The sequence below is a fragment of the Synechococcus sp. F70.1 genome (assembly GCF_047502745.1).
Taxonomy (GTDB): Bacteria; Cyanobacteriota; Cyanobacteriia; order Thermostichales; family Thermostichaceae; genus Thermostichus.
The window spans coordinates 1-23927 of the sequence record NZ_JANSJL010000078.1; the positions used below are offsets into that span (position 1 = coordinate 1).

The 23927-nt window shown below is 60.5% G+C and carries 26 protein-coding genes; 14 read left to right on the top strand and 12 right to left on the bottom strand.

Annotation, left to right across the window (positions count from 1 at the left end):
• The 3 genes from NW860_RS07960 to NW860_RS07970 all read left to right on the top strand — a co-directional run.
• A partial coding sequence (locus tag NW860_RS07960) for a hypothetical protein (RefSeq protein WP_414513500.1) occupies positions 1 to 198 on the top strand: 198 nt, incomplete at its 5' end.
• A 168-nt stretch (positions 199 to 366) separates the two neighbouring features.
• Positions 367 to 672 carry a 30S ribosomal protein S14 gene (gene rpsN / locus NW860_RS07965; RefSeq protein ID WP_414361099.1) on the top strand — a complete coding sequence of 102 codons (306 nt, stop codon included), beginning with the start codon at positions 367 to 369 and terminating at the stop codon, positions 670 to 672.
• 74 nt (positions 673 to 746) lie between these two features.
• Positions 747 to 1379, top strand: a complete 633-nt coding sequence (locus NW860_RS07970) for a ribonuclease D (RefSeq protein ID WP_414395020.1) — start codon at positions 747 to 749, stop codon at positions 1377 to 1379.
• Between the two features lie 15 nt (positions 1380 to 1394).
• Here the strand turns inward: NW860_RS07970 and ald are convergent, their stop codons facing one another.
• Positions 1395 to 2486, bottom strand: a complete 1092-nt coding sequence (gene ald / locus NW860_RS07975) for an alanine dehydrogenase (protein WP_414406311.1) — start codon at positions 2484 to 2486, stop codon at positions 1395 to 1397.
• Positions 2487 to 2561: 75 nt separating this feature from the next.
• On the opposite strand from ald, the gene NW860_RS07980 reads away from it, so the two are divergent.
• Positions 2562 to 4445 carry an AMP-dependent synthetase/ligase gene (locus NW860_RS07980; protein ID WP_414513503.1) on the top strand — a complete coding sequence of 628 codons (1884 nt, stop codon included), beginning with the start codon at positions 2562 to 2564 and terminating at the stop codon, positions 4443 to 4445.
• Between the two features lie 10 nt (positions 4446 to 4455).
• Here the strand turns inward: NW860_RS07980 and NW860_RS07985 are convergent, their stop codons facing one another.
• Positions 4456 to 4776 (bottom strand): hypothetical protein, encoded by a 321-nt coding sequence (locus NW860_RS07985; protein WP_414513505.1) that lies wholly within the window; start codon positions 4774 to 4776, stop codon positions 4456 to 4458.
• A 192-nt stretch (positions 4777 to 4968) separates the two neighbouring features.
• On the opposite strand from NW860_RS07985, the gene NW860_RS07990 reads away from it, so the two are divergent.
• On the top strand, positions 4969 to 6306 hold the full coding sequence (locus NW860_RS07990) for a (Fe-S)-binding protein (protein ID WP_414513507.1): 1338 nt from the start codon (positions 4969 to 4971) through the stop codon (positions 6304 to 6306).
• Here the strand turns inward: NW860_RS07990 and NW860_RS07995 are convergent, their stop codons facing one another.
• Positions 6307 to 7251, bottom strand: a complete 945-nt coding sequence (locus NW860_RS07995; RefSeq protein ID WP_414412439.1) for a DnaJ C-terminal domain-containing protein — start codon at positions 7249 to 7251, stop codon at positions 6307 to 6309.
• Positions 7252 to 7391: 140 nt separating this feature from the next.
• Positions 7392 to 9284, bottom strand: coding sequence for a molecular chaperone DnaK (dnaK, locus tag NW860_RS08000; protein WP_414409726.1), 1893 nt, complete (start codon positions 9282 to 9284; stop codon positions 7392 to 7394).
• A 630-nt stretch (positions 9285 to 9914) separates the two neighbouring features.
• Here dnaK and speA point away from each other — a divergent pair.
• On the top strand, positions 9915 to 11840 hold the full coding sequence (gene speA, locus NW860_RS08005; RefSeq protein ID WP_414405228.1) for a biosynthetic arginine decarboxylase: 1926 nt from the start codon (positions 9915 to 9917) through the stop codon (positions 11838 to 11840).
• 247 nt (positions 11841 to 12087) lie between these two features.
• Here speA and NW860_RS08010 read toward each other — a convergent pair whose 3' ends face one another.
• From NW860_RS08010 to NW860_RS08020, 3 genes are all read right to left on the bottom strand, one after another.
• Positions 12088 to 12333, bottom strand: a complete 246-nt coding sequence (locus NW860_RS08010) for a GlsB/YeaQ/YmgE family stress response membrane protein (protein ID WP_414513510.1) — start codon at positions 12331 to 12333, stop codon at positions 12088 to 12090.
• A 340-nt stretch (positions 12334 to 12673) separates the two neighbouring features.
• Positions 12674 to 13978 (bottom strand): metallophosphoesterase family protein, encoded by a 1305-nt coding sequence (locus NW860_RS08015; protein WP_414405229.1) that lies wholly within the window; start codon positions 13976 to 13978, stop codon positions 12674 to 12676.
• Positions 13979 to 14018: 40 nt separating this feature from the next.
• Complete coding sequence (locus tag NW860_RS08020; RefSeq protein ID WP_414412443.1) at positions 14019 to 14342, bottom strand: RNA recognition motif domain-containing protein; 324 nt, start codon at positions 14340 to 14342, stop codon at positions 14019 to 14021.
• 295 nt (positions 14343 to 14637) lie between these two features.
• Here NW860_RS08020 and NW860_RS08025 point away from each other — a divergent pair, with 295 nt between their 5' ends.
• The 4 genes from NW860_RS08025 (at position 14638) to def (ending at position 16142) form a co-directional block, all read left to right on the top strand.
• Entirely contained in the window at positions 14638 to 14814 is a 177-nt protein-coding gene (locus NW860_RS08025; RefSeq protein WP_414395003.1) for an NblA/ycf18 family protein, read from the top strand.
• A 6-nt stretch (positions 14815 to 14820) separates the two neighbouring features.
• Positions 14821 to 15135 carry a DUF2499 domain-containing protein gene (locus tag NW860_RS08030; protein ID WP_414395001.1) on the top strand — a complete coding sequence of 105 codons (315 nt, stop codon included), beginning with the start codon at positions 14821 to 14823 and terminating at the stop codon, positions 15133 to 15135.
• Between the two features lie 3 nt (positions 15136 to 15138).
• Positions 15139 to 15444: a DUF3593 domain-containing protein gene (locus tag NW860_RS08035; RefSeq protein ID WP_414412444.1), complete on the top strand. Its 306-nt coding sequence runs from the start codon at positions 15139 to 15141 to the stop codon at positions 15442 to 15444.
• 101 nt (positions 15445 to 15545) lie between these two features.
• Complete coding sequence (def, locus tag NW860_RS08040) at positions 15546 to 16142, top strand: peptide deformylase (protein ID WP_414409728.1); 597 nt, start codon at positions 15546 to 15548, stop codon at positions 16140 to 16142.
• A 1-nt stretch (position 16143) separates the two neighbouring features.
• Here the strand turns inward: def and NW860_RS08045 are convergent, their stop codons facing one another.
• Complete coding sequence (locus NW860_RS08045; protein ID WP_414394997.1) at positions 16144 to 16497, bottom strand: hypothetical protein; 354 nt, start codon at positions 16495 to 16497, stop codon at positions 16144 to 16146.
• A gap of 94 nt (positions 16498 to 16591) precedes the next feature.
• Between NW860_RS08045 and cbiD the strand changes: the two genes are divergently transcribed.
• The 3 genes from cbiD to fmt all read left to right on the top strand — a co-directional run bounded on the left by cbiD (position 16592) and on the right by fmt (position 19511).
• Positions 16592 to 17719, top strand: a complete 1128-nt coding sequence (gene cbiD, locus NW860_RS08050) for a cobalt-precorrin-5B (C(1))-methyltransferase CbiD (protein ID WP_414513514.1) — start codon at positions 16592 to 16594, stop codon at positions 17717 to 17719.
• 64 nt (positions 17720 to 17783) lie between these two features.
• Complete coding sequence (locus NW860_RS08055; RefSeq protein WP_414412367.1) at positions 17784 to 18494, top strand: hypothetical protein; 711 nt, start codon at positions 17784 to 17786, stop codon at positions 18492 to 18494.
• Between the two features lie 24 nt (positions 18495 to 18518).
• Positions 18519 to 19511: a methionyl-tRNA formyltransferase gene (gene fmt / locus NW860_RS08060; protein ID WP_414513516.1), complete on the top strand. Its 993-nt coding sequence runs from the start codon at positions 18519 to 18521 to the stop codon at positions 19509 to 19511.
• 17 nt (positions 19512 to 19528) lie between these two features.
• On the opposite strand, the gene radC is transcribed toward fmt, so the two are convergent.
• Both radC and NW860_RS08070 read right to left on the bottom strand, forming a co-directional pair.
• Positions 19529 to 20260: a RadC family protein gene (gene radC, locus NW860_RS08065; protein WP_414395154.1), complete on the bottom strand. Its 732-nt coding sequence runs from the start codon at positions 20258 to 20260 to the stop codon at positions 19529 to 19531.
• Between the two features lie 303 nt (positions 20261 to 20563).
• The gene (locus tag NW860_RS08070) at positions 20564 to 20722 is read right to left on the bottom strand and encodes a hypothetical protein (protein WP_414394991.1); all 159 of its coding nucleotides are present in this window, start codon (positions 20720 to 20722) and stop codon (positions 20564 to 20566) included.
• Positions 20723 to 20902: 180 nt separating this feature from the next.
• Here NW860_RS08070 and NW860_RS08075 point away from each other — a divergent pair, with 180 nt between their 5' ends.
• The gene (locus tag NW860_RS08075; protein ID WP_414394990.1) at positions 20903 to 21340 is read left to right on the top strand and encodes a pentapeptide repeat-containing protein; all 438 of its coding nucleotides are present in this window, start codon (positions 20903 to 20905) and stop codon (positions 21338 to 21340) included.
• Positions 21341 to 21545: 205 nt separating this feature from the next.
• On the opposite strand, the gene NW860_RS08080 is transcribed toward NW860_RS08075, so the two are convergent.
• Both NW860_RS08080 and NW860_RS08085 read right to left on the bottom strand, forming a co-directional pair.
• Positions 21546 to 22607, bottom strand: a complete 1062-nt coding sequence (locus tag NW860_RS08080; protein ID WP_414513519.1) for a CIA30 family protein — start codon at positions 22605 to 22607, stop codon at positions 21546 to 21548.
• Positions 22608 to 22754: 147 nt separating this feature from the next.
• Complete coding sequence (locus NW860_RS08085; RefSeq protein WP_414513521.1) at positions 22755 to 23924, bottom strand: lipid-A-disaccharide synthase-related protein; 1170 nt, start codon at positions 23922 to 23924, stop codon at positions 22755 to 22757.
• Positions 23925 to 23927 lie beyond the last annotated feature (3 nt).

The window sequence follows — 23927 nt, forward strand, 5'->3', positions numbered from 1 at the left end:
GGCACACCGGCTAAAGACGGAGCCAACTTTAGCCCAGGCAAAACGCCTACTCAAGAAGATGTACCGGCTAGCCTACTCGCTCAGCCCATCTACGTCGAGGCAGAAGGTTGGTTATGCCACAAAGTGGCCAATTGTCCGGCGAATCAAAGACTAGAGGAGAACCTCGCCCGCAGTACTAGCTCCATCCCTGCTAGGTAATGGCGTAGCATCCGCCAGCGCTTCGTGGCCAGCAGCAGCGGTGGCTTGCAAGCACCACGCAGGCGGCAATACTAGCGTGCCCCTAACCCATAGGCAGGCTCCCCTTGCTGCCAGTTGCCTCTGCTCGTTATCCTAGTAGAGCTGAAAAATTGGGGAAACAGGTGAGCCGTGGCTAAAAAAAGCATGATCGAGCGGGAGAAAAAGCGCCAGCGCTTGGTTGAAAAGTATCGCGAAAAGCGCCAGCAATTGAAGGCAGCGCTGGCTGATCCCAACCTCGACCAGGCCACCCGCATGGAGCTGCATGCCCAACTGCAAAAGCTGCCGCGCTCCAGCTCGCCCACCCGCCTGCGTAACCGCTGCTGGAAAACGGGCCGTCCCCGCGGTTACTTCCGGGATTTTGGCCTCTGCCGCCACAGCCTGAGGGAGATGGCTCACCGCGGCCTGCTACCCGGCGTGGTCAAAGCCAGCTGGTAGCCCAGATGGGCTGGAGGCTGCTGGCAACTGCTCTGGAAAGGCAAGCACCTTCTCTGCCCTGAGGGGAGCTCCCCGTGGCCCTGAAGCCCTTCCAGATTTGCGACGACGATCTTACCTCCGACCTGGTCAAAGCCCTGGCCGGAGAAGCCTACCTGGCGGTGGACACAGAGACGATGGGCTTGATCCCGCAGCGGGATCGACTCTGTGTTGTGCAACTTGCCAACGCTGCCGGTGAGGTGGTGCTGCTGCGGTTTAGCCGCGGCGTCAGGCAGGCCCCTCTCCTAGCCAAGCTGCTGACGGATCCCGGCATCGAGAAGATTTTCCACTATGCCCGTTTTGACCTGGCCATGCTGCGCTACCACCTGGGGATCCAAGTCTGGCCGGTCTTCTGCACCAAGATTGCTAGCAAACTGGCTCGCACCTACACCAGCAAGCACAGCCTCAAAGATGTGGTGAGCGAGCTGTGCGGGGTCGAGTTGAACAAGGCAGCCCAGAGCTCCGACTGGGGAGCTGTCCATGCCCTCTCGGCGGAGCAGTTGGAGTACGCAGCCAACGACGTCCGCTACTTGATCCCGGTGCGCCACAAGTTGGCCCAGATGCTGCAGCGAGAGGAGCGCTGGGAACTGGCGCAGCGTTGCTTCCAGCACCTTCCCACCCTCGTCGAGCTGGATCTGCTGGGGTATAGCAACGTCTTCGAGCACCAGTAGTGGCAGCCTCTAAAGCTAGTTGGCCAAGTCGGGGAAAGTAGCCCGCACGGCGGGGTGGATGAGCTTGCCGGAGCGAATGTTAAGCCCTTTGGCCAAAGCTAGATCTTGTTCCAGGGCAGCGGCCAGGCCAAGGTTGGCCAGCTTGAGAATGTAGGGGAGCGTGGCATTGACCAAGGCTTGGGTTGAGGTCCAGGGGACAGCCCCTGGCATGTTGGGAACGCCGTAGTGCAACACGCCGTAGGCTTCGTAAACCGGCTGGGCATGGGTGGTGGCCCTAGTGGTGGCAATGCAGCCTCCCTGATCCACCGCGACGTCCACAATTAGGGATCGGGGCCGCATCTGGGCCACCAGCTCCTCCCTCACCAAAATTGGCGCCCGCCTGCCCGGCACTAACACCGCTCCCACCACGAGATCGGCCTTGCGAACGCACTCCTCGATGGTTTGGGGGGTGCTGTAGAGCAACTCCACTCGCGATCCAAAGATGAGCTCCAGCTCGTTGAGCCGCTGCAGGTTAATGTCCAAAATCTGCACCTGCGCTCCCAGGCCAACGGCCACTTTGGCCGCCTCTGTACCCACGGTTCCTCCGCCCAAAATCACCACTCGTCCCGGTGGCACACCTGGGATCCCGCCCAGCAGTACGCCTCGCCCCCCCGCTTGGCGGGTGAGGTAGTGGGCACCAAATTGCACCGAGAGCCGCCCGGCAATCATGCTCATGGGCATCAAAAGAGGCAGGGAGCCATCGGCCAGCTCCACTGTCTCGTAAGCCAGGCAGGTGGCCCCCGAACGCAGGAGGGCTTGGGTGAGCTCGCGGCTAGCCGCCAAGTGCAAGTAGGTAAATAGGATCAGATCCGGATGGAGCAGCGGATACTCTGCAGGCAGGGGCTCTTTCACCTTCACCACCAACTGCTGCTGGTAGATCTCCTCAGGAGTGGCAGCCAGCCTGGCCCCCGCCTTCTCATAGTCCTCGTCAGTAAAGCCGGCTCCCTGGCCCGCTTGAGTTTCCACCCACACCTGGTGCCCCTGCTCAGTCAAGACCCGCACCGCCGCTGGTGTTAGGCCGACGCGGAATTCCTGCTCTTTAATCTCCCTGGGCACGCCAATGCGCATAGGGATCCCTGGAGGACTGCCTTCGAGTTTGTGCGCGCTCTGTTAAAGTGTAAGCGTGATTTACGGCCCGGATCTATGACCGTTGTCTCCGCTGCTGCTACACCCGCTGCCCCGGAGACGACTCTACTCAACGTCTGGCAAGTCCTAGCCGAGAAGTTTGCTGACCAGCCTGCCCTCAGGGATCCCCATGCCCAGCCGGTCTTTGAGATTTCCTATGGGGAACTGTTCCGCCGCATTCAGACGCTGGCTGCTGGCTTACAGGCTTTGGGCATTCGCCCTGGGGATCGGGTAGCCATTTTTGCCGACAATTCCCCCCGCTGGCTGATGGCGGATCTGGCCACGCTGTTTACAGGAGCAGTCAATGTGCCGCGCAGCGCCGTAGCGGATCCAGCGGAGCTGGGCTACATTTTGCGTCATTCTGGGAGCACCGCTTTGATTGCCCAGGATGTGAAGACGCTGGCACGGGTTCGGTCAGTTGTGGAGGAGCTGGGTCTAGAGCGGCTGCTGCTGCTTTCGGACGAAGAAGAGCCAGGAGTAGTGAATTTTTCTCAGTGGCTGCAAACAGGGCGAGAACACCGCTACGAGCCCCCCAAGTTGGAGCGATCCCAGTTGGCCACCATCATCTACACTTCCGGCACCTCCGGTCAGCCCAAGGGGGTGATGCTCAGCCACGGCAACCTCATGCACCAGGTGGAGAACTTGGGCGCGGTCGTACAGCCCCAACCGGGGAACAAGGTGTTGAGCATTCTGCCCACTTGGCACTCTTATGAGCGGGCTTGCGAGTATTTTCTCCTTAGTCGCGCCTGCACGCTGGTCTATACCAGCCCCCGCTTTATCAAACAAGATTTTCAACAGGAGCAGCCCCACTATTTGGTGGCAGTGCCGCGCATTTGGGAAACCGTTTATGAAGGGATCCAGCGGCAATTCAAAGAGAAAAGCCCCCTCCTGCAGTGGCTAATCCGTGCTCTGATGGCTGTCAGTGAAAGCCATGTGCTCTCTGGACGGATAGCTCGCAACCAGTCAATTTTGCATTACGGAGTCAGCCCCTGGGTGCGCCTACGGGCTCGCTTGCAACATTGGCTGCTCTGGCCCCTGCATCGGCTGGCCGATTGGCTCATCTACCGCAAGGTGCGACAAGCACTAGGCCCCAATTTTCAACATGCTATTAGCGGCGGCGCATCCCTACCTGCCTATCTGGATCTGTTCTATGAAGTTGTTGGGATTTCCATCTTGAATGGCTACGGCCTCACGGAAACCTCGCCAGTGCTATGCGCGCGGCGTCCTGACAACAACGTACGCGGTACGGCTGGCCCACCGCTGCCAGGGACGGAGTTTCGCATTGTCGATCCGGAAACCCGGCAGCCCTTGCCCCCTGGCCAAAAGGGGTTGATCCTGGCCCGTGGCCCGCAGGTGATGATGGGCTACTACAACAACCCCGAAGCCACCGCTAAAGTTCTCAGCTCTGATGGCTGGTTTGAAACCGGGGATCTAGGCTGGCTCACTCCCGACGGCCAACTGGTGATCACCGGCAGGGCCAAGGATGTCATTGTCTTGCGCAACGGCGAGAACATTGAGCCACAGCCACTGGAAGATGCCTGCCTGCAATCTCCCTACATCAGCCAGATTGTGATCGTCGGGCAAGACCAAAAAAAATTGGCTGCCCTCATCTACCCCAACCTCGACGCCCTCAAGGCCTGGGCTGCTGAGCAAGGGATCCCTACTGCCGAGACCGAGCTGCTCGTTCACCCGCAGGTGCGCCGCTTCATCTTGCAAGAAGTACGCCGCCGCATCCAAGAGCGCCCTGGCTATCGGCCCGACGAGCAAGTTGCTGACTTTCGCTTCTTGCCAGAGCCCTTGAGTGTGGAAAACGGCCTCATGACCCAGACGCTGAAAATTAAGCGCAACCCTGTGGCGGAGCGCTACGCTCACCTCATCGAGGAGATGTACCGATCGAAGTAGAGCCAGCCTTCTAGGTTTGGGATCCCCGTTTCTGCTCCAGGTAGCGCCGGAAGGTCTCCGGCAGGATTGCCCCCCGGTAGGCCCCACAGTAGTAGAGGGTGAGCACCGCCTTGTAGGCCCAGTCGGTCGGCACCACGTCCGGGAAGGGGCTGGGCAGCGTATCGGCTTGGTTGGCGGCGCAGGCTTGCAAAATCCGCTCCGTGGTGAGCTGTTCTGCCAAGTCCGGAGGGAGCTCCCGCAGGTTAGCCTGGGCCAGAGCCGCTCCCGGCAGGCCCAAGCTGGCGAGGGTCGCCGCCCAAAAAGCGCGAGTGAAGAGGTGTTGCCAGTTCATGGCTCTCAAAGGGAAGAGTTGACAAGTGCTTTCTCTAGGGTAGTACGAGCCAGAAGAGCGCCTGGATGGGAGTAAACTCCCTCAGATCCCGCTTCTGGCATTAAGATGCAGGAAAGGGAGAGTGGGATCGCAAGCTGCCAATGGTCTCCCTGCATGGCCATGTAGAGCTGAGAGCGCGATAGGTCGAAGCCAATGAGTTTATCGCAAGGGCCGGGTTTTGATGGGGTGGATCCCCCGGATCCGAAGCTGATCGATGCCTGTGTGCATTGTGGGTTTTGCCTGACCACCTGCCCCAGCTATCGCGTCCTCGGCAAGGAGACGGATTCGCCGCGGGGCCGCATCTACCAGATGGACGCCCTCAATCAGGGCCAAATCTCTCTCTCAGCGGCAGTGGTTTCCCACTTCGACACGTGCCTGGGCTGTTTGGCCTGTGTAACGGCTTGCCCCTCGGGGGTGCGCTACGACCGGCTGATTGCCGCTACCCGACCTCAGATTGAGCGCAACTACCGCCGCAACCTCTGGGATCGACTGTACCGCCAGTTGATTTTTTTCCTCTTCCCCTATCCGGAGCGGCTGCGACCGCTGCTCTGGCCCCTCTGGCTCTACCAAAAGATGGGGATCGGCGCCTGGATCCGCAAGGGGCTGGAAAAAATCTCCCCACGGCTAGCGGCCATGGAATCGCTGCTGCCCCCTTTGCAGGTGGAGCACCTTTTGCCCAAGCGCTATCCGGAGCGGATCCCGGCGGTGGACGAGCGCCGCTTTCGCGTGGGGCTGATTCTTGGCTGTGTGCAGCGCCTGTTTGCCCCCCAGGTAAATGAGGCCAGCATGCGCGTCTTAACCCACAATGGCTGTGAGGTGGTGATCCCACCTGCCCAGGGCTGTTGCGGAGCCTTGCCCCACCACCAAGGGCAATTGCAGCAGGCGAAAACTCTGGCCCGCCAGATGGTGGATGCTTTTGCTGTCTACGACTTGGATGCCATTCTCATCACTGCCTCTGGCTGCGGGCATACGCTGAAGGAGTACGGCCACATCCTGGGTAAGGATCCCCACTACCAAGAGAAAGCAGCCCAGTTTGCGGCCAAAGTCAAGGACATCCAGGAGTTTCTTGCTCAGGTGGGGTTGACCGCTCCTCTCCATCCGCTGCAGCCGGATCCCTTGGTGCTGGTCTATCAGGATGCCTGTCACATGCTACACGGGCAGCGCCTTAGCCAGGAGCCGCGCCAACTGCTGCGGCAGATCCCGGGCCTGGAGCTGCGGGATCCCGTCGATGCTGCCCTCTGCTGTGGCAGCTCCGGCGTCTACAACCTGCTGCAACCCGAGGTGGCGGACGAGCTGGGATCCCAAAAGGTGGCCAACCTCCTCAACACCGGCGCCCAGGGGATTGTCTCCGCCAACATCGGCTGCCGCTTGCAAATCCAAAAGCACCTGCGCCTGCAAGGCCAGGCTGGGATCCCCATCTACCACCCCATGGAGCTCTTGGACCGGGCTCTCCAACCGCCCACTCCAGAGCTAGCCAAGGCAACTGCCTAGCTAGAGCTTGAGAGCGGCGCGGGGATCGTAGGACTGGATGCGCTGCAGCTTTTCGTAGAGCTCTCGTTCCTCCTCCGAAAGCCGCGTGGGCAAATAGATCTGAACTACCGCGTAGAAGTCGCCCCGCTCCCCGTTGCCCTTGGGAAAGCCCCGCTCTGCCAAGCGCAGCTTCCGCCCTGGTTGCGTCCCTGGCGGGATGCGTAGCTTCACCAGCCCGTCTAGCGTGGGCACCTCCACCTGGGCGCCTAAGACCGCCTCGCTGGGACTAAGCGGCAGGTCGCAGTAGACGTCAAACCCCTCTAGGCGGTAGAAGGGATGCTCCTTCAGCTCGATCTTGAGGTAGAGATCGCCAGCACCCCCGTTGGGTTTGGGGTGGCCCTGGCCGCGCAGGCGAATTCGCTTGCCCGGCGTGATTCCCGGTGGGATGCTCACCTCAAGCACGCGATCCCCGCCCACCCGCAGGCGGCGCTTTCCCCCCTCAAACGCTTCCGGGATGGAAAGGTGGAGGGTGGCCTCCGCGTCGTAGTTGGCATTGGCCGAAGGACTGCTGCGGTCTTTGCCAGAGCTGCGCACTCGCCCTAGCAGTTGATCGATAAAATCCTGAAAGTCTTCAAACTGGTCGAAATCGACGCCCCCTCCCCCCAAGCCAAAGTCCTCGCCAAAGGAGCTTTCGCCAAAGGGGCTGCTGTAGGTCTCTCGCCGGTAGCGAAAGCCACCCTGCTGGTGGTACTGGCTGAATTGGTCGTACTGCCTGCGCTTGCTGGGATCGGAGAGAACCTCGTAGGCTTCGTTGATGTCTTTAAACTTTTCCTCAGCAGTTTTGTCGTTGGGGTTGACGTCTGGGTGGTATTTCCGCGCCAAGCGACGATAGGCCTGCTTGATCTCCTCAGCAGTGGCTGTCTTGCTAACCCCCAGAATTTTGTAGTAGTCCTTGAAGCTTTGCATGGAGGCATCCGCAGGCAGAGGGCTACCAACCCCGAAGAAGGAAGGAGGCGGGCTAGTGACCCTTGCCCATCCCCTCCCTCCTCCTGTTGAAACTGGCACCAGAAGCAGGATCCCTCCTTCCTAGAGGGATCCCGCAGGGGTTACTTGGCCTCAGTGAAATCGGCGTCGATGACGTCATCGCTGCCGCCGGCAGTCTTCCCTGCGCTAGCAGTGGAGCTAGAGGAAGCGCCAGCTTGCTGATAGAGCTCGCTGCTCATGGCGTAGAGAGCCTCCTGCAGCTCCCGCTCCTTGCTTTGGATGGCGCTGTCGTCATCGCGCTGGATGGCCTCCCGCAGCTCCCGCACCAGGGTCTCAATTTGGCTGCGCTTGCTGGAGGAGATCTTGTCTCCCAGCTCCTTCAACTGCCGCTCGGCCTGGTAGGCCAGAGAGTCGGCCTTGTTGCGGCGCTCGATTTTCTCGCGGCGAGCGCGGTCTTCGGCGGCGTATTTTTCCGCCTCGGCAATCATCCGCTCCACCTCTTTGCTATCGAGCGTGGAGGCGCCGGTGATGGAGATGCTCTGCTCCTTGCCGCTCCCCCTGTCTCTAGCCGTTACCTTGAGGATGCCGTTGGCGTCGATATCAAAGGTCACCTCAATTTGGGGCACACCGCGAGGAGCGGGTGGGATCCCTTCCAGCCTAAAGCGGCCCAGCGATTTGTTGTCGCGAGCCAACTCCCGCTCCCCTTGGACCACGTGGATTTCCACCGAGGTCTGCCCATCTTCCGCTGTGGAGAAGATCTCCGACTTGCGGGTGGGAATGGTGGTGTTGCGCGGGATCAGCTTGGTGGCGATACCGCCCAGGGTTTCCACCCCCAGCGACAGGGGAGTGACATCCAAGAGCAGCACGTCTTTCACCTCGCCCGCCAGCACCGCGGCTTGGATGGCAGCGCCGACAGCCACCACCTCGTCGGGGTTGACGGTTTGGTTGGGCTCCTTGCCCAGCAGTTCCCTCACCAACCGCTGTACCGCCGGAATGCGGGTGGAACCGCCCACCAGCACCACTTCGTTGATGTCAGCCTTGGTGAGCTTAGCATCCCGCAGGGCCTGCTCCACCGGACCTTTGCAGCGCTCTAGCAGGTCGGCGCAGAGGTGCTCAAAGTGGGCGCGCGAGAGCTTTAGCTCCAGGTGCTTCGGACCGTCGGCAGTGGCAGTGATGAAGGGCAGGTTGATGGTGGTCTCCAAGACGCTGGACAGCTCAATCTTGGCTTTCTCAGCAGCTTCTGTTAGCCGCTGCAGGGCCTGTCGGTCTTGCCGCAGGTCGATCCCTTCCATGCGCTTGAACTCTTCGGCCATCCAGTCGACGATCTTCTTGTCGAAGTCGTCGCCGCCCAGTTGCGTGTCGCCGCTAGTGGCTTTCACCTCAAAGACCCCATCTCCTACCTCGAGAATGGAGACGTCGAAGGTACCACCGCCCAGGTCAAAGACAAGGATGGTCTCGTTGGTGCGCTTATCCAAGCCGTAGGCCAAGGAAGCCGCGGTCGGCTCGTTGATGATGCGCAGCACCTCCAAGCCAGCAATGCGGCCTGCATCTTTGGTGGCCTGCCGCTGGGAGTCATTAAAGTAGGCAGGCACGGTAATAACGGCTTGGGTGACCTGTTGACCCAGGTAGCGGCTGGCATCTTCGACCAGCTTGCGCAGCACCATGGCCGAGATTTCCTCGGGGGCAAATTCCTTGTTCATGCGGGGTGAGTACAACTTGACATTGCCCCGTTCATCCCGCCGCACCTGGTAGGGAACCCTCCTGGCCTCGGCGCCCACCTCGTCGTACTTGCGCCCGATAAACCGCTTGACGGAGTAAAAGGTGTTCTCGGGGTTGAGCACTGCCTGGCGACGAGCCATCTGACCCACCAGGCGCTCCCCATCCTTGGTAAAGGCAACTACCGAGGGTGTGGTGCGGCTCCCCTCGGCATTAGCAATAACCGTGGGGACACCCCCCTCCATTACGGCGACAACCGAGTTGGTTGTGCCCAGATCAATTCCTACAACTTTTCCCATCGGCTCCTTCTTCTCCTCTTTGTGTGTACAGGACTTCGGTTACCGCCGCCAGCCCATCCGCTTGTGGGGTAGCTTGGGCAGCCAACTTGCGAAAATCTGGCAAAGGCTTAGCCATTTCCTGAGCCGATCTTAACCAGGTGGTTGGCAACGCTAGGGCGAGAATGCCGCCCATTTCTGGGGGTTGAAAAGCCGACCTGTTACGGATCTCCGTACCTGCGGGGTTGGGGAGTCGAAGCTTCGGGAGTGGGGAGAAAAACTCATCCAGGGCCGCCACCGCAAGAGTTGCAGGCCCAGACCAACTTCACGTCGCCAATCACCCCTTTGCTGAGGAGCAGCCAGGCGTTCGTGCCCTTCCCCGCAGGGTTACAGCGGGGATCCATCGAGGCAAAAAAGAGCATTAGTGAGAAAGACTAAGAAAAACAGCAAAAGAAAGAGAAAGAGAGAGCTTGCCGCTAGAGCCTTTTTCAAGGAGCTCTCAAGCCCAAAGCCTTATCTGGCAAGGCTTAGGCGGTTTCCGGCACAGCCTCCCTGCTTGGGAAAAATCTTGACGCCTTCTGAAATAGAGCAATATATTGTGGATTCTGTGCGGAAATCCTGCGCTGTTCACATCTCGATATCTGGGGGACTGCTATGCCGACTTTGACTCGTTCTCCCTGGACACTGCGAGACAGCGAAAAGCTCTATCGCATCTGCTACTGGGGAGAGCCCTACTTCCGTATCAACGCCGCTGGTCATGTGGAGGTAACCCCACAGGGCCTACAGCAGCAGGAACCGGGCATTGACCTGTACCACCTGGTGAAGGATCTGGTGGCGCGGGGTTTGCAGTTGCCGTTGTTAATTCGCTTTCCCGAGATTGTGGCCGACCGCATGCGGCAGCTTTGCCAGAGCTTTCAGCAGGCCATTGAGCGCTTTGGCTACCCCAATGTCTATCGGGGGGTTTACCCGGTCAAGGTGAACCAGCAGCGCCACCTGGTGGAAGAGGTGGTGAAGCACGGCCGCGCCTACCATTTTGGCCTGGAAGCGGGATCGAAGCCGGAGCTGTTGATCGCCCTAGCTCTGCTGGACACTCCCGGGGCTTTGCTAATCTGCAATGGCTACAAAGACCGCGACTTTATGGAAACGGCCCTCTTGGCCCAGCGGCTGGGGCGCACGCCCATCATCGTCCTGGAGCGGCTGCAGGAGCTGGAGCTGGTGCTGCAGGCTGCCGAGCACCTGGGCATTGATCCCATGCTGGGGGTGCGGGCCAAGCTTTCTACCCAAGGCAGCGGGCGCTGGGGCACCTCGGCCGGGGATCGGGCCAAGTTTGGCCTTACAGCGACGGAGATTTTGCAGGTGGTGGAACGGCTGCGGGAAGTCGGCAAGCTGCACTGTCTGCGCCTATTGCACTACCACATCGGCTCGCAGATCTCGATGGCGAGTGTGCACGGGCGGGCTGTGCGGGAGGCCAGCCAGATCTACATTGAACTCGTCAAGCTGGGAGCGCCGATGGGCTACCTGGATATCGGCGGCGGCTTAGGGGTTGACTACGACGGATCCCAGTCCGCCAGTCATTTCTCCCAGAGCTATAGCGTCGAGGACTACGCCGCCACCGTGGTGCAGACAGTGCTGACCACCCTGCAGCCGCATGGGATCCGGCCACCGGTGCTGGTTACCGAAAGCGGGCGGGCCTTGATGTCCCACCAGTCGGTGTTGGTCTTTGACGTGCAGGATGTCAATGTGGCTAGCCCCTACCCCATGCCTACCCACCTCACCTCCAATGCAGAGGTGATCCAGAAGCTAAACCAGCTCTACTACGAGATCCGGCCCGATACCCTAGTGGCCGATTATCGCCGCTGCCAGGAGCTAAAAGAAGCTGCCCTGCGCCAGTTCATCGAGGGATCCCTCAGCTTGCAGGAGCGGGCCGAGGTGGAGCGGCTGTTTTGGAACTGCTCCGACAAGATCTGCACCTTGGCCTACGAGCAGTACCAGGCAGGACAGCCCGTGGCTGTAGATCTTCTGGAGCTGGACGAGATGCTGGCCAGCATCTACTACGGCAATTTCTCCCTGTTCCAGTCCCTGCCGGATAGCTGGGCCATCGGCCAGGTCTTTCCCATCATGCCCATCCACCGTCTGGACGAGGAGCCGCGCCAATGGGCTACCTTGGCGGATCTAACCTGCGACAGCGACGGCAAGATCAACCGCTTCTTTGGCGAAGACGGCCAAATCACCTCGGTCTTGCCGCTGCATGATCCCGACGGGCAGCCCTACCTGCTGGGGGTGTTCTTGGGAGGTGCCTACCAGGAGATCCTGGGGGATCTGCACAACCTCTTTGGCGACACCAACGCGGTGCATGTCCGCACCCGTCCTGGCGGCTATCACGTCTCCCAAGTGATCAAGGGAGACACGATTGCTGAGGTGCTGAGCTGGGTGCAATACACCAGCGAAGACCTGGTGGAAGCCCTGCACCACGCCACTGAAGCCGCGCTACAAAGGGGGCAGATCACTCTAGAGCAGGCTAGGGCGCTGCAGCAGCACTTTGAAGACAACCTGCGGGCCTACACTTACCTGCACCGCTAGCTGCCCCTCTGCTATCCCGGCTTTAGCTCGTGGGGGTGTAGGGGTAGCTGAGATCTGTGCTGTACTCAGCGCCGGGAGTAGGTCACGGAAAGGGTGGGCTCTATAGCCCCCTTTTTCTCATTGGACAGCTGCCGGCCTGAGCAGAGGTGCTCCTTACCCGGCAATCTGAACCAGACACGGGTTTGATCCACAGCCACCCAAGAAAGCAGGGTCACGCCAGCTATCCCTGCCCGCTGGCAACGTACTCTCAAGCCCGGCGAAGAAGGTTGACCAACGCCAACAAAACCAAAGCCCCAACGGTTGCCATCAACAATTTCCCCAGCAGACCTGTAGCCCATAAGCCGAGCAAGTTGAAAAGGTATTCTCCCACAACTGCTCCGCAAATGCCGACAATGATGTTACCAATCAGGCCAAAACCGTAGCCGCGCTGGATAGACCCTGCCAGCCAACCGGCAATTGCCCCGATCACTAGAGATCTCAGTACGCTTTCCATGCCCTTTGCTCCTTCTTTTCTCGAGACAAATCCACTCTACCTCCAGCTTCTTTCGAAGTCGAGACAGAGCCTGGCAGCGACATGATAACTACAGGGATCCCTTGCTTTCCACGGCTCCCCAGCTCTACAAAAGGAAAGACTGGCAGGGTGAGATCTGCCAGCCTAGGTTAGTTCCCTGGAAGTGAGCTGAGAGCGTCGTTGCCAACGACTTCAACCCAGTTCCAGTCTCTGCCGTTTCCCCCCCTCCCGAAGTGATCCGGATCACGCGGCAAAGGTTCTTTAGAAGCGGCCCTGCTCCCCCCCTCTGACCGACAAAGGTCAAAGCAATGGAGGCAGAGCCCTAGAACAAAGGCAATTGCTGCTCTTCCCAGTCGGCGGGGCTTGGAGGATCCACCTCCTCCTCGTTGGCATTCCCTTCCGGCAAGGGATCTGCTGCTTCCGCCAGCAACTGACGGGCAGCCGCCAGCAACTCGTTGCGCAAAGGGGCCAGATCGCTGCGGTCAGCTAGATACTGCTCCAGAGCCGTCAGGGGCTCTAGATGTCTGGGATCCAAGCCCGGCAAGCGGATGCGGCCAGGGCTGACCACTTCTGGGGCAATGGTGTAGCTGAAGGCAGGGGCAAGGGCTTGGTGCAGAGCCCGCTCGTCAATGCCATCGAGCTGGTCGGGGCGAAGGCGGTAGATGAGGCGTAGGATGGAGCCGGCTACAGGGGCCTTGGCAATGGCCTCCAGGAGTTTGGCTTGCACTTCTTGGGGGGGATAGGGGGTGAGATCGAGGCGGATGGTGTGAAAGGCGCGGGCGGGCAAGGGCAAAAATTCGTAGCTTGCTCCTGTGGCCGTAACCTCTGCCACTACGCAACCTTTTTCCTCTTTTTCCTCCCCGAAGTCCACCCGCTCGATGCTGCCGGGATAGATCACCAAGGGATCCCGACAGAGCACCTGGTGGCAGTGCACATGCCCCAAAGCCACGTACTGGTAAGCTGGCCGCGCCAGCAACCAGAGGGGCACCGTCAGGCCTTTGCCTACCGAAAGATGCCGCTCGGCCCCGTGGCGGGCTGTATCTACCATTACATGGGCTAGTAAAATTGCCGGGATCCCGGGCCGTAACCTGCGGGCCTCCCCTTCCAGCGCCAGATCCAAGCGCTGTAGCAGCTTCTGGGTCAGCCCTTCAGGGTCAAGGCCCAAGCCCTCTTGGCGGGCCAGTAGGGTGGAGCGGTTTAGCCAAGGCAGGGTGGTCACCTGGACTGGGCCGCTGCGAGTTTCAATCCAATGGGTCTGCAGCCGATCCCCGACGACAAACCCCGCCACCCCTAAGGCCCGGTAGATGGCTAGGCTGTTGCCCTCCTGGCCCTGTCCGTATTGGTCGTGGTTACCCACCAAGAGAACGGTCGGGATGCCGGCATCAGCCAACCGGCGAAACTGCTGGGCAAAGAGTTCTTGGTGCCGAGGGGGCGGCGTCGCATCGGGAAAGGCATCTCCCCCAAACAGAACTAAGTCCACAGCTAGATCGAGGGCAAGGTCAATGCACCGCTGCAAGGAAGCCACAAAATCCTCCAAGCGGGTGTTCAGTCCCGTGGCCGGGTTGATGGAGCCGTAGGCTAGACCACTGCCCAAATGGACATCGGAAAAATGCAACAGCCTCACCATCTCAGCCGCCCTTCTCTAAATTCCAGGCCCAGCCTGGGATCTAAGTCTCTCGGCGCGGCCGGGCCCACTCTAGTCGCAAGGGCCGACCCATAAATTCCTGACCGTTGGCAACGTTAATGGCTTCTTCTTCCTCCGCCTTGGTGGCCAACTCCACAAATGCAAAACCCCTTGTCTGGCCGGTTTCTCGGTCTCTCGGGATCGTAACTGACTTAACGTTCCACCGCTGCTGGAAGAAGGCTTTGAGCTCTTCAGTTGAAGCTTTATAGTTTAGGTTTCCCACAAAAATGGTCATAGCAATGTAAGAAGGCAAGGCACAGGTCAGGAGGAGCAGCAGCCCCAGCTCAAGGTACTTCACTTCTACCATGGCGCCTTGCTCGCTTGCCCAAAATAACAAGACGTAAAGGGATCCCTGCTCAAAAAGCTTCGCATCTCCCTATCCGAAATGCGCCCTCGTCAAATCTGTAGAACTGGACTTTTTCTGCTACTTCGTTGAGATCTCCCTCCCCCACCTAGCTACCAGGACTTGGCATCTTATTGCAGCTTGTTAAGGGAGATTGTTAAGATATGTGTTATCCTGACTGCGTCGCGCGTCAAGGGCAGGTTTGGAATAGCCCAAAGCAAGTCTCTGACCTACCCCCAAGCCTCTCGAGGTGACGATAATGGAGGAAACGCCAGGTCTTTCTTTGGAACAAGAATTTCGCCAGCGGGCTTTTGAGATGCTGGTGGCTCGCATGAGTCCCGAGCAAGCTAAGGACATCCTGGTCAAGCTGCACAAGCAAATGCTGCTGCAGGAGGCCACCTATCGCCAGTTGCTGCGCCAGTTCCTCAACGCCTAGGGGTGTATGCATGCCCTTTCATTTCCCACCTGGTGGATTCACGTGGCCAGCGTCTTGGAGTGGCTGGCGGCCATCGTTTGGGTGTGGCAGTTTGGGGAGCGAACGGGGCGCCCCGAATGGCGAAGCCTGAGCTGGGCGATGCTGCCGGCGCTGGTGGGAGCCATGTGTGCCATTACCTGGCACTGGTTTGACAACGACCCCAACTTGGAGGGGCTGGTGACTGCTCAGGCTGGGTTTACCCTGCTGGGCAACTGTACGCTGGCGTGGGCAGCCTACCGCATTTGGCGAGCCGAGCAGGCGGAGGAACGAGATCCCAGCTAAGCAATGAACAGCTTGTTTGCTCTCTCTCTGTTTCCCTACTTGCTCTTTTTGTTCTTCCTGTCGCGGCTGCGCCGGATCCCGCGCTTGGCGTTGGCGGGCTTTTGGCTGCTGCTGCTTTTTGTTGCCGTCAGCATCCCAGCAGGGTTGTACGCCCAGAAGCACTACGGCACTTCTTTAGCCAATGTGGATCCCCTCCATGGAGGGGCAGAGGCTTTTCTCACTCTCTCCAACATTTTGGTGGCCTTGGGCTTCAAGCAAGCCCTTGACCAGAAGGCCCAGGGATCCCCGAACAGCCCTGAGCAGTCGTGAGTCCTCAGGCCTAACTTCCAGGCGTCCCCGGGGTTTGAGCAAGTGTAGAATGAGGGGACCAGCTAGACAAGCTGATGTTTGTTTTGTAAGAGACCTGCCCGATGGTGGCCACGCTTTCTGTCCCCAAAGTTAAACTCAAAAACCCACCGCTGCGCATCTATCGCATGGGGGACAAGGTGCTGCGGCAACCGGCCAAGCGGATTAGCCAAGTCAACGACGAGATCCGCCAATTGGCGCGCGATATGCTGCAGACCATGTACAGCGCTGATGGCATTGGTCTGGCAGCGCCACAGGTGGGCGTTCCCAAGCGCTTGATTGTGGTGGACATCTATCCCGACAAGCCAGAAGTGCCGCCGCTGGTACTGATTAATCCGGAGATCCGCGAGTACCTTGGCGAAACGGTGGCTGCTCAGGAGGGTTGCCTAAGCATTCCAGGCGTCTTCTGTGAGGTTCTACGCGCCCAGGGAGTGGTGGTGTCGTTTAAGGACGAAAGCGGACGGCCCCGCACAATCCAAGCCGATGACTTGCTAGCGCGAGTCATCCAACACGAAATCGATCATCTCAACGGTGTGCTGTTTGTTGATTACGTGGAAAACGAACTGCTGCTGGATCAGGAGCTGCGCAAGCATGGCTTCCAGATGCAGGATGTGCAACGCAGAGCTAATCCCCTTGCCGCTCCTGCCCTGAAACCTCGCTAGGTTATTTGCGCAGGCGCTGGGCCAAGAGCTGCTCCTCCAGGGCGGCAATGCGGTTGTAAGCAGCAGTTAGCTGCGCGCTCAAGCGCTGGATCTGAGCCTCAGGGGCAAGATCATAGGTCGGCTGGCGGTTGCCGACTACAGGCGGATCCTCCTCCAGCAAAAAGTTATGGCTCCCATCTCCAACCAAGTCGGCGTTTAGGGTGCTATAGCAGGAGGAGGCGGGCACAGCTTTTTTGGCCTCTTGCCGCGCCAGCAGGGCAGCGGCCACCTGCTCTGGCAGCCGTTCAATGGCAGCTTTTAGCTCCTGAATTTGCCCCTCCAGACGCTCAAAATAGTGCTGCAAGGTTTCGCTCATAGCTGCCACGCTCTTAACTCTTTACTCCCATTGAAAGAGACAGGTTTCTATCCCTCCCTCCCTTCGCGCAGATCATTTAACGATTGAACAAAAAATGCAGGATTCCCTCCCCTCCTCCCCTCAGCGAGGTTACACCTTGCCCGTGTTTGCAGTGGCTGCTGCCAAGGCAGCCTTTCATCACCTCCTCAAGATTCCCTTGCCCCAGGAGGGTGGTTGTCCCGTCGTGGCAGTGCAGGTGGAGCCTGAGGTGGGATCGGTCAGGATCCCGGTGGAGCAGGTGGCCACGTTGTCGGAGAACACCGCTTTAGCCATCACCCGCTCGGATCCCGGCCCTCACCTGGATCTCACCCGCAACACGCCGGTCTGGGGGTGGGTGGCTCTGGAGGAAAAAGATCCCACCGCTCCCCCTTTGCTTCTAGAAGCTGGCGAGGGGCTAGGGCGACACACTGACGGCAGCCCAGCCATCTATGCCTACGCCCGGCATCTGTTTGAGGTCAACCTTTTGGCAGGGATCCCGGAGGGTTATCGCCTGCGGGTGCGCATCATCTTGCCGGAAGGCAAGCTGCTGGCAGAACGCACCTCCAATGCTGCTTTCGGGGTGCTGGAGGGGCTAGCCCTAGTGGGGACGCGGGCGGAGGTGGAGCCCTCTGCCAGTGCCGAAAGTCTGGAGCAAGCCCGGCAAGAGCTGCAACAGAAGCTAGAGCAGCACAGGCAGCTGGCCTTTTGCCTAGGCAGCCACGGGCAACAGGTAGCCCTGCGGCAAGGGATCCCGGCAGAGCAAATCCTGCGGGTAGCCAATTGGGTAGGGCCGCTGCTGGTGGAGGCGGCGCTGCGGGGGGCGGAGGCCGTTCACTTGATTGGCTACCACGGCAAACTCATCAAGCTAGCAGGCGGCATCTTCACCACCTCCAGCCATGTGGCCGATGCCCGCCTGGAGATTCTGGTGGCAGCCTTGATCCGCTGTGGGGGAGCAGCCGAGCAGGCGCGACGGCTGTTGGAGCTGGGAACGGTGGAAGCAGCAGTGCAGTACCTGGAAAGCCTGGGTTGGGCAGAGCCGGTGCTGCAGGCCCTGGCTTGCCGAATCTGCGAGCGGGCAACAGCCTATGTGCAAAAGTACGCCGGCCGATCCCTAGCGTTGGCGGTAACGTTGTTTGATCGACAAGGGCAAGTTTGCGTGCAGGCGGGGCAGGGACTTAAACCTCAGCCTGCTCAAACCCTCTAGTGGTTTTCAGCAACTCTAGGCGCTGAGCTAGGTTGGATCCGAAGCTACCCAGGGATCTCCACCAGTGGCTACTTCTTCTGCAGCTTCTCCCCAGCCTCCTCTGTCGGAGAGGGTGGCGCGCCTGCAGGCAGCCCTGAGTGCCCTAGGGTTGAGCTCTCTCCAAGTCCAGGCGCGTCTTTCCGGCCACCGCTTGTTGCTGCGTTTAGAAGGGGAGCCCCTCCCGGATCCGGACTGGCTGCTGGAGAGCCTCCTGCCAACCCTAGAGGAAATGGCGCTGAGCTACCGGCAGCGCCAGGTGGAGCTGTTCGGCTTTCCTTCCAACGAAGGGATCCCGGAATGGCACCGCGAGTGGCGCTACCAGCCGCCGCCCAACCCCAACAGCCCCTTGTACCGTGCCCGGCAGGGGGATGAAGAGGCCCTCCAGGAGGTGCTCAACTACTTGCTCCACCCAGAAGGAATCCGCGCTCGGGTTCACCTGCATCCCAAGCTGGGCTGGCTGCAGATTAACTTGCAGGCTGCAGAGGCGCCGGATCCGGCCTGGGCCAAGGATTTTGTGCGGCGGGTTCTAACGCGCTTAGAATTGACCTTTGTGCAACGGCTGCGGCTTTCTGGGCAAAAGCTAAGCTCTTTCTTTCCAAGCTGGAGCCAGGAATTCGATCTCAAACAGCCCACCTTTTGGCAGGCTCCCCCAGCCAGGCTTTCTCCCTTTCCTTCTCCAGCAGCCGACGCTGCCGATGGCGAGCCCCCTCGGCCTTCCCCCGCCGCCCTAGACTAAAGGGCAGGGTTCAGGGGGTTGGCCATGCGGGTTGTCTTCTTTGGCACGCCGGAGTTTGCCCTACCTTCGCTCCAGGCTCTCCTGCAGCCGCCGTCTCCTTTTGAAGTAGTGGGATTGGTCTGCCAGCCGGATCGGCCCCAGGGACGAGGACAAAGGGTGCTTCCTCCGCCCACGAAGGTCCTTGCCCAAGCCCAGGGGATCCCCGTGTGGCAACCTGTCCGTTTGCGGCGGGATGCAGAGGTGCTGGCGGCGCTGGCGGCGCTGGCTGCCGATGTGTTTGTGGTGGTGGCCTATGGCCAAATCCTGCCACCGGCGGTGCTGCAGATGCCCCGGCTGGGCTGCGTCAATGTCCACGCCTCCCTCCTGCCGGCCTACCGCGGCGCTGCCCCCATCCAGTGGGCTATTGCCAACGGCGAGACCGAGACCGGCGTCACCACCATGCTCATGGACGAGGGCCTGGATACAGGAGCCATCTTGCTGCAGGCCAAGCTGCCCATCGGGCCGGAGCAGACCGGCTTGGAGCTAGCCTCCCAACTAGCCCAACTGGGAGCAAGCCTGCTGGTGGAGACGCTGCTGAAGTTGGAAAAAGGAGAGCTGACCCCCATTCCTCAGGATGACTCGCGGGCCACCTACGCCCCCCTGCTCAAAAAACAGGACTTCCAGCTCGATTGGCGGCGCTCGGCCCAGGCTTTGCACAATCAAATCCGCGCCTTTTCCCCCAACTGCTTTACTGGCTTGCAGGGGCAGCGGATTAAGATTGTCCGCTCCGCCTCTCCTCAGTTGCACCCGCCACCTAATCCTCTTCCCCAGGGCAGCCCTGGAGAAGTCGTGGGACTGGCCAAGGGAGAAGGGGTGTACGTGGCTACCGGCGAGGGATCCCTCCTGATCCGGCGGGCCCAGCTGCCTGGCAGAAAAGAACAGTCGGCTTGGGATCTGGTCAACGGCGGCCAGCTCAGGGTGGGCATGCGCTTTGAGCCACTTTTGGAGACCGATAGTTCCTCTCCCCAGGCAGAGTAGGTCAGGGGGGTGGGGGTTTATTCTGGCTGGGGAAACTCCTGCCAGAGGTTGGTGTGTTGGCGCAGGCTGAGGAACTGACCGCCGCCCAGGATGAGGTGATCCAAAACGGGGATCTGCAGCAGTTGTCCCGCCTGCAGCAGTTGCCGCGTGAGAGCCAGATCCTCGGGGCTGGGATCCAAGCTGCCAGAGGGGTGGTTGTGGGCCACCAGGATGCGGCTAGCTCCCTGCTTGATGGCGCTGCGGAAGGTTTCCCGGGGGTGGGTGAGGGTTTCCGTGGCGGTTCCCCGCGTTACGATCTGCTGGCCGATGAGGCGGTGCTTGATATCCAGGTGCAGGACGGCAAAGTGCTCTTGGGCCTCCCACATCAGGTCGGCGCTCAGGGCCATGGCCGCCTGTTCTGGCGATTCAATCACCGTCAGCTCGGGTGGTCGGGCCAAAAAGATCCGCCGCCCCAGCTCGATGGCCGCCAGTACCGTTGCCGCCTTGGCCGGGCCGATGCCCTCAATTTGAAGCAGCTCCCCGGCCTCCACCTGGCGCAACTGGGCAAGGGGATCTCCTTGCGCTTCCAGTTTTTTGAGGAGCAATTGGGCTAGGCCCAAGGCAGAGAGCTTGCCCGGCCCCTGGCCTGTGTTGAGCAAAATGGCCAGCAGCTCGGCGTGGGAGAGGCTTTTGGCCCCCTGGCTGAGCAGTCGCTCGCGCGGGCGATCCCGAAGGGGAAGGTCACTGATACGCAGCACGTACTGGCCCATATTCTTCAACAGCCAAAAGGGGCTGCTACAGGCTGGGATCCCAGGTTACCAGGCAATCGGGCACCTACGCCGTGCTTGCCAGCCCCTCCCTCAAGGAACCCGCAGCGGATCTCAAAGATAGGGTACAAACGAGCGCAGCCCATAGGGGCCAACCCTTCCTGAAAAAAAGTGGACGGCTCCCCCCTGAGTATGCTGCAACAACCGCCAGCACCAGGATCAAGGTAGGGCCACAGGTGAAGAAGGGTTACAAGATAGCTCCTAGGAAAGGGGAAAGGACAGAACCGTCACAAAGAGGAAGCCAACTCAAAACGGGATCCCTTGAATCCACCGCAACGCCGCACGCAGCTTGGCCAGGAGAGCGGTGGCCACCCAGTCCGCCACCTGGACGCCTGCCAGATCCCTGCCAACAATAAGGACACGGGGCTGCCGCGTCTGGTAAGGAGATAGAAGGTCTACCTCCACACTCCCCCAGCGCGTAGCGCTAACGGGTATCCCGGCGGGCTAGCTAACGTCTCACGAGGAGACAGTACGGTGATGGAAAACTTCGATCCTGTTTTAGGCGGACAAGGGCCTGGCGGATTCGATCCGGTCATAGGTGGCCTGGTGGGTGTTTGACAAGCCCTGGCCAGTCCGGATCCTCAAGTGAGAATCCGAGCTCTCAAAGATGCTCTCCAACATGGGGAAGAAGGGGCCCAGCTTCTCCTGAAAGCACTGCAGGAGGACAAGGAGTGGGAGGTAAAGTTCGCTGCTTGGGAGACGTTCCTGAAATCCGACAATCTCCACCACGTGCAGGCAGCAAAGGCATATCAGATCCCCCTACGTCAGGTTGGGGATATTCGAGGAAAGTATATAGCTGGCGAGCGAGACTTTCGCTGGGCTGACTTGAGGAAGGCTAACCTGAAGAAGGCTGACCTGAGCGGGGCTAACCTGATCGGGGCCAAGCTGAGCGGGGCCAACCTGGAGGAGGCCAACCTGAGCGGGGCCGAATTGTTCGGGACCGACTTGAGGGGAGCTGAACTGACAGGTCCTCAGCTCAGAGGGGCCAACCTAAAAGGTGCCAAGCTCGATTCTGAGATTTGACGAGCACAATTCTTCCCGATGGGACGCGCCATCCTTGACTTCGTAGCCCCAAGGTCTGTGGGGTCTCGAAGAGGTCGGAAAGCGGGATCCTCCCAGCCAGGGCAATAGCAGCCAGGACGCCCAGAGCCCTCCACCCCTGACCGAGATGCCCGATCCAACGAGCCTCGTCGGCAGCCCAAAGGGATCCCCGGCAGCGGGTCAAAGCTTAGCCGGGGAAAGCTTCTAAAGGCACCACCCGGCCCACACTTTCGGGCGAGCGCAAAAGGCGCAGCAGGTGAGCGGCTAAGGTAGATCCCTCGATCCCGGCGGGAATTTCCACCCCACACCAGCGGCTGGAGCTCTCCTGCAGGGCTGTCACCCACGCGGGCGACAGGGATCCCTGGGCCACCCCAATCAGTTGCGGCAGGGGGTCGCTGCGGTAAAGCCCAATCCAGCGCAGGCCCAGTTGGAAGGGCCCAGGCCGAAAACGAGGGTTAGGGCTGCCGTCCGCTTCAAACTTGCTCAGCATCAGCTGCAGCGAATAGATCTGGCGGGTATTCAAGGGGGGAGCGGCAACCCGGCGGGCGCGAAAGGTGGGCACCATCTCGGCAAAGGGAACCTGGACGGTCTGCTCCTCCTCGGGGGTGGTGTCGAAGGCGTAGGCGTAGGCTGGGCTATCCCAGCCGCCTTGATCCCTGAGCAAAACCTTGTAGCGCTGTCCATCACCCCGCAGCCGCAGCTCCAGGCCAGCAAACCCTGAGGCGTCCAAGGGAGGCTGCCAATTGCGCGTGCGCGTGGAAACAAAGCCGCCGAAGTTGGCCGTGGAAACCTGGCCCGTAAACAGCAGCTCGCCCTCTCCCCAGAGCAGTTGGCTCTGGCTCACCCCACCCATTACCACATCGTCCAAGATGCCCCAGAACTGGTTTAACTGGGGGTTGGGCTGGCGGAAGTCAAAGAGCATCTGTTCCGTTTGGCCGCTGCGGCGCAGCCGTTCCAGGTGGGCCCTGGCCACCTCTGGCGCTCCCAGCCCTAAGATCACCCTGGCTGTCACCCAGTCCTGGCTCTGCCCTACCTCCGCCCCTTGCTGGCGCAACGCCTCTGTCAAACCTTCGGGCAGGCCATCGCCCAAAAGAACCAGAGGAAGGGAAGTGGCTGGCGTCAGAGAAGGAGGCATAAAGGGAACTTCTGGGCTTTGAAAGCCATTCTGAAGCCAGCGCCAGAAGCTGGCAAAGGGTAGCACCTCGTAGTAGGTGAGGGTGTTCCAAAATCGCCCTAAGTCCCAGGTCATCTCTAGCTGCTCCAAAACGCCCTCCAAGTAGGCAGAACCGGCTACCTACCCAAGGGATCCCCTTCTCCAGCGTAGGCAAAGGGGCAACAGTGCGGCAGCAATTGGGGCAAGCTGAGCGGGACTCAGTAGCCTTGAGACCGCCACAGATTAGTCCCGGGGACCGGCAAGCAGGGCTGCGATCTGGTCGGCAATGCGCTGGGTGGCCCCAGGGGACCCCATGCGCCGTTGCCCGTGGGCCCGCAGTTGGGCGGCGTAATCGGGATCCCTGGCTAGGCGGTCCAGAATTTGGCAGAGCACGGCAGGGGCCCGCTGGGGAGAAGTGAGGTGGACAGCAGGTCCAAGAAGGCGGGTCTGGGCTTCGGCAAAGCGCGGGGTAAATTGTGGCCCCTCTCCTGGCAGGGTGACCACTGGCTTTCCTAGGCCGACGCATTGTTCCGTGGCCGTCCCTGCCATGGCCAACACCGCCGTAGCTCGGTGGGCACAGGTGCCGAAATCTCCCCACACCAGCAGCAGGTCGCGGCGCCGAGACGGGATCTTCTTCTGAAGGGGATCCCGCTCCAGGTTGGGGCTGAGGGCTGCATAGACTTGGATTTCCGGCGGCAGTTGCTCTACCACCTGCATCATCAAGGCCCAGTTGCGGTAGGCTTCCGGAGGACGGGATCCCGGCAGCAACAGCACCGCAGGCCGGCTGGGATCCAAAGGCAATTCCCCCCGCGGCTCTAGGTCGTCCATCATCGGGTTGCCCAGGTAGAAGGCCCTTAGGCCCCGTTGCTGCAGGCTAGTTGCCGTCAGCTCATCCCGCAGAAAAGAACCCAGGCAGCGCCTGTGGGCCATCAGCCAGCGCTCCCAGGGCAAGTAATCGGAAGCCGGCTGGCCCAGCCAAGGGCGGCGGTAGGGCCCCCGCTCGTCCCGCCAGTAGTAGTCCGACTTGGCCGTACCCACGAAAACGTAGGGGATCCCGCTCCACCAGGCCATGGCTAGGGGCACAATGTCTCCCACGGCTAGCACCAGCTCCACCTGCTTGGCTAGGCGGCGCACCAGAGCCAGTTGCTGCCTCGTCAGGCCCAACAAGCCAGCGCGCAGATCCCGCCACAGCTGCCGCCAATCCTGGTAGATAAATCCCCCCGAAGGCATTACCTGGGTCAGGGGCAGCAGCGGGATCCCTCGCCGTCGATACGCCACCCCTTCCCCCACAATCGGCAGGGCCTGCACTGGGATCCCTCGTTGGGTGAGGGCTGAGGCAATGCGGCTGGCCACCTCATCTTCTCCGTGGCCATTGCTCAGGCACAGCACCCGCGCCAGATTTTGGGAGTTCATTGC

Excerpts from the sequence above, each read along its gene's own strand:
- ald (WP_414406311.1), bottom strand. The coding sequence starts at position 2,486 with ATGCGCATTGGCGTGCCCAGGGAGATTAAAGAGCAGGAATTCCGCGTC.
- NW860_RS07980 (WP_414513503.1), top strand. The coding sequence starts at position 2,562 with ATGACCGTTGTCTCCGCTGCTGCTACACCCGCTGCCCCGGAGACGACT.
- NW860_RS07985 (WP_414513505.1), bottom strand. The coding sequence starts at position 4,776 with ATGAACTGGCAACACCTCTTCACTCGCGCTTTTTGGGCGGCGACCCTC.
- NW860_RS07990 (WP_414513507.1), top strand. The coding sequence starts at position 4,969 with ATGAGTTTATCGCAAGGGCCGGGTTTTGATGGGGTGGATCCCCCGGAT.
- NW860_RS07995 (WP_414412439.1), bottom strand. The coding sequence starts at position 7,251 with ATGCAAAGCTTCAAGGACTACTACAAAATTCTGGGGGTTAGCAAGACA.
- dnaK (WP_414409726.1), bottom strand. The coding sequence starts at position 9,284 with ATGGGAAAAGTTGTAGGAATTGATCTGGGCACAACCAACTCGGTTGTC.
- speA (WP_414405228.1), top strand. The coding sequence starts at position 9,915 with ATGCCGACTTTGACTCGTTCTCCCTGGACACTGCGAGACAGCGAAAAG.
- NW860_RS08010 (WP_414513510.1), bottom strand. The coding sequence starts at position 12,333 with ATGGAAAGCGTACTGAGATCTCTAGTGATCGGGGCAATTGCCGGTTGG.
- NW860_RS08015 (WP_414405229.1), bottom strand. The coding sequence starts at position 13,978 with ATGGTGAGGCTGTTGCATTTTTCCGATGTCCATTTGGGCAGTGGTCTA.
- NW860_RS08020 (WP_414412443.1), bottom strand. The coding sequence starts at position 14,342 with ATGGTAGAAGTGAAGTACCTTGAGCTGGGGCTGCTGCTCCTCCTGACC.
- NW860_RS08025 (WP_414395003.1), top strand. The coding sequence starts at position 14,638 with ATGGAGGAAACGCCAGGTCTTTCTTTGGAACAAGAATTTCGCCAGCGG.
- NW860_RS08030 (WP_414395001.1), top strand. The coding sequence starts at position 14,821 with ATGCATGCCCTTTCATTTCCCACCTGGTGGATTCACGTGGCCAGCGTC.
- NW860_RS08035 (WP_414412444.1), top strand. The coding sequence starts at position 15,139 with ATGAACAGCTTGTTTGCTCTCTCTCTGTTTCCCTACTTGCTCTTTTTG.
- def (WP_414409728.1), top strand. The coding sequence starts at position 15,546 with ATGGTGGCCACGCTTTCTGTCCCCAAAGTTAAACTCAAAAACCCACCG.
- NW860_RS08045 (WP_414394997.1), bottom strand. The coding sequence starts at position 16,497 with ATGAGCGAAACCTTGCAGCACTATTTTGAGCGTCTGGAGGGGCAAATT.
- cbiD (WP_414513514.1), top strand. The coding sequence starts at position 16,592 with ATGCAGGATTCCCTCCCCTCCTCCCCTCAGCGAGGTTACACCTTGCCC.
- fmt (WP_414513516.1), top strand. The coding sequence starts at position 18,519 with ATGCGGGTTGTCTTCTTTGGCACGCCGGAGTTTGCCCTACCTTCGCTC.
- radC (WP_414395154.1), bottom strand. The coding sequence starts at position 20,260 with ATGGGCCAGTACGTGCTGCGTATCAGTGACCTTCCCCTTCGGGATCGC.
- NW860_RS08080 (WP_414513519.1), bottom strand. The coding sequence starts at position 22,607 with ATGACCTGGGACTTAGGGCGATTTTGGAACACCCTCACCTACTACGAG.
- NW860_RS08085 (WP_414513521.1), bottom strand. The coding sequence starts at position 23,924 with ATGAACTCCCAAAATCTGGCGCGGGTGCTGTGCCTGAGCAATGGCCAC.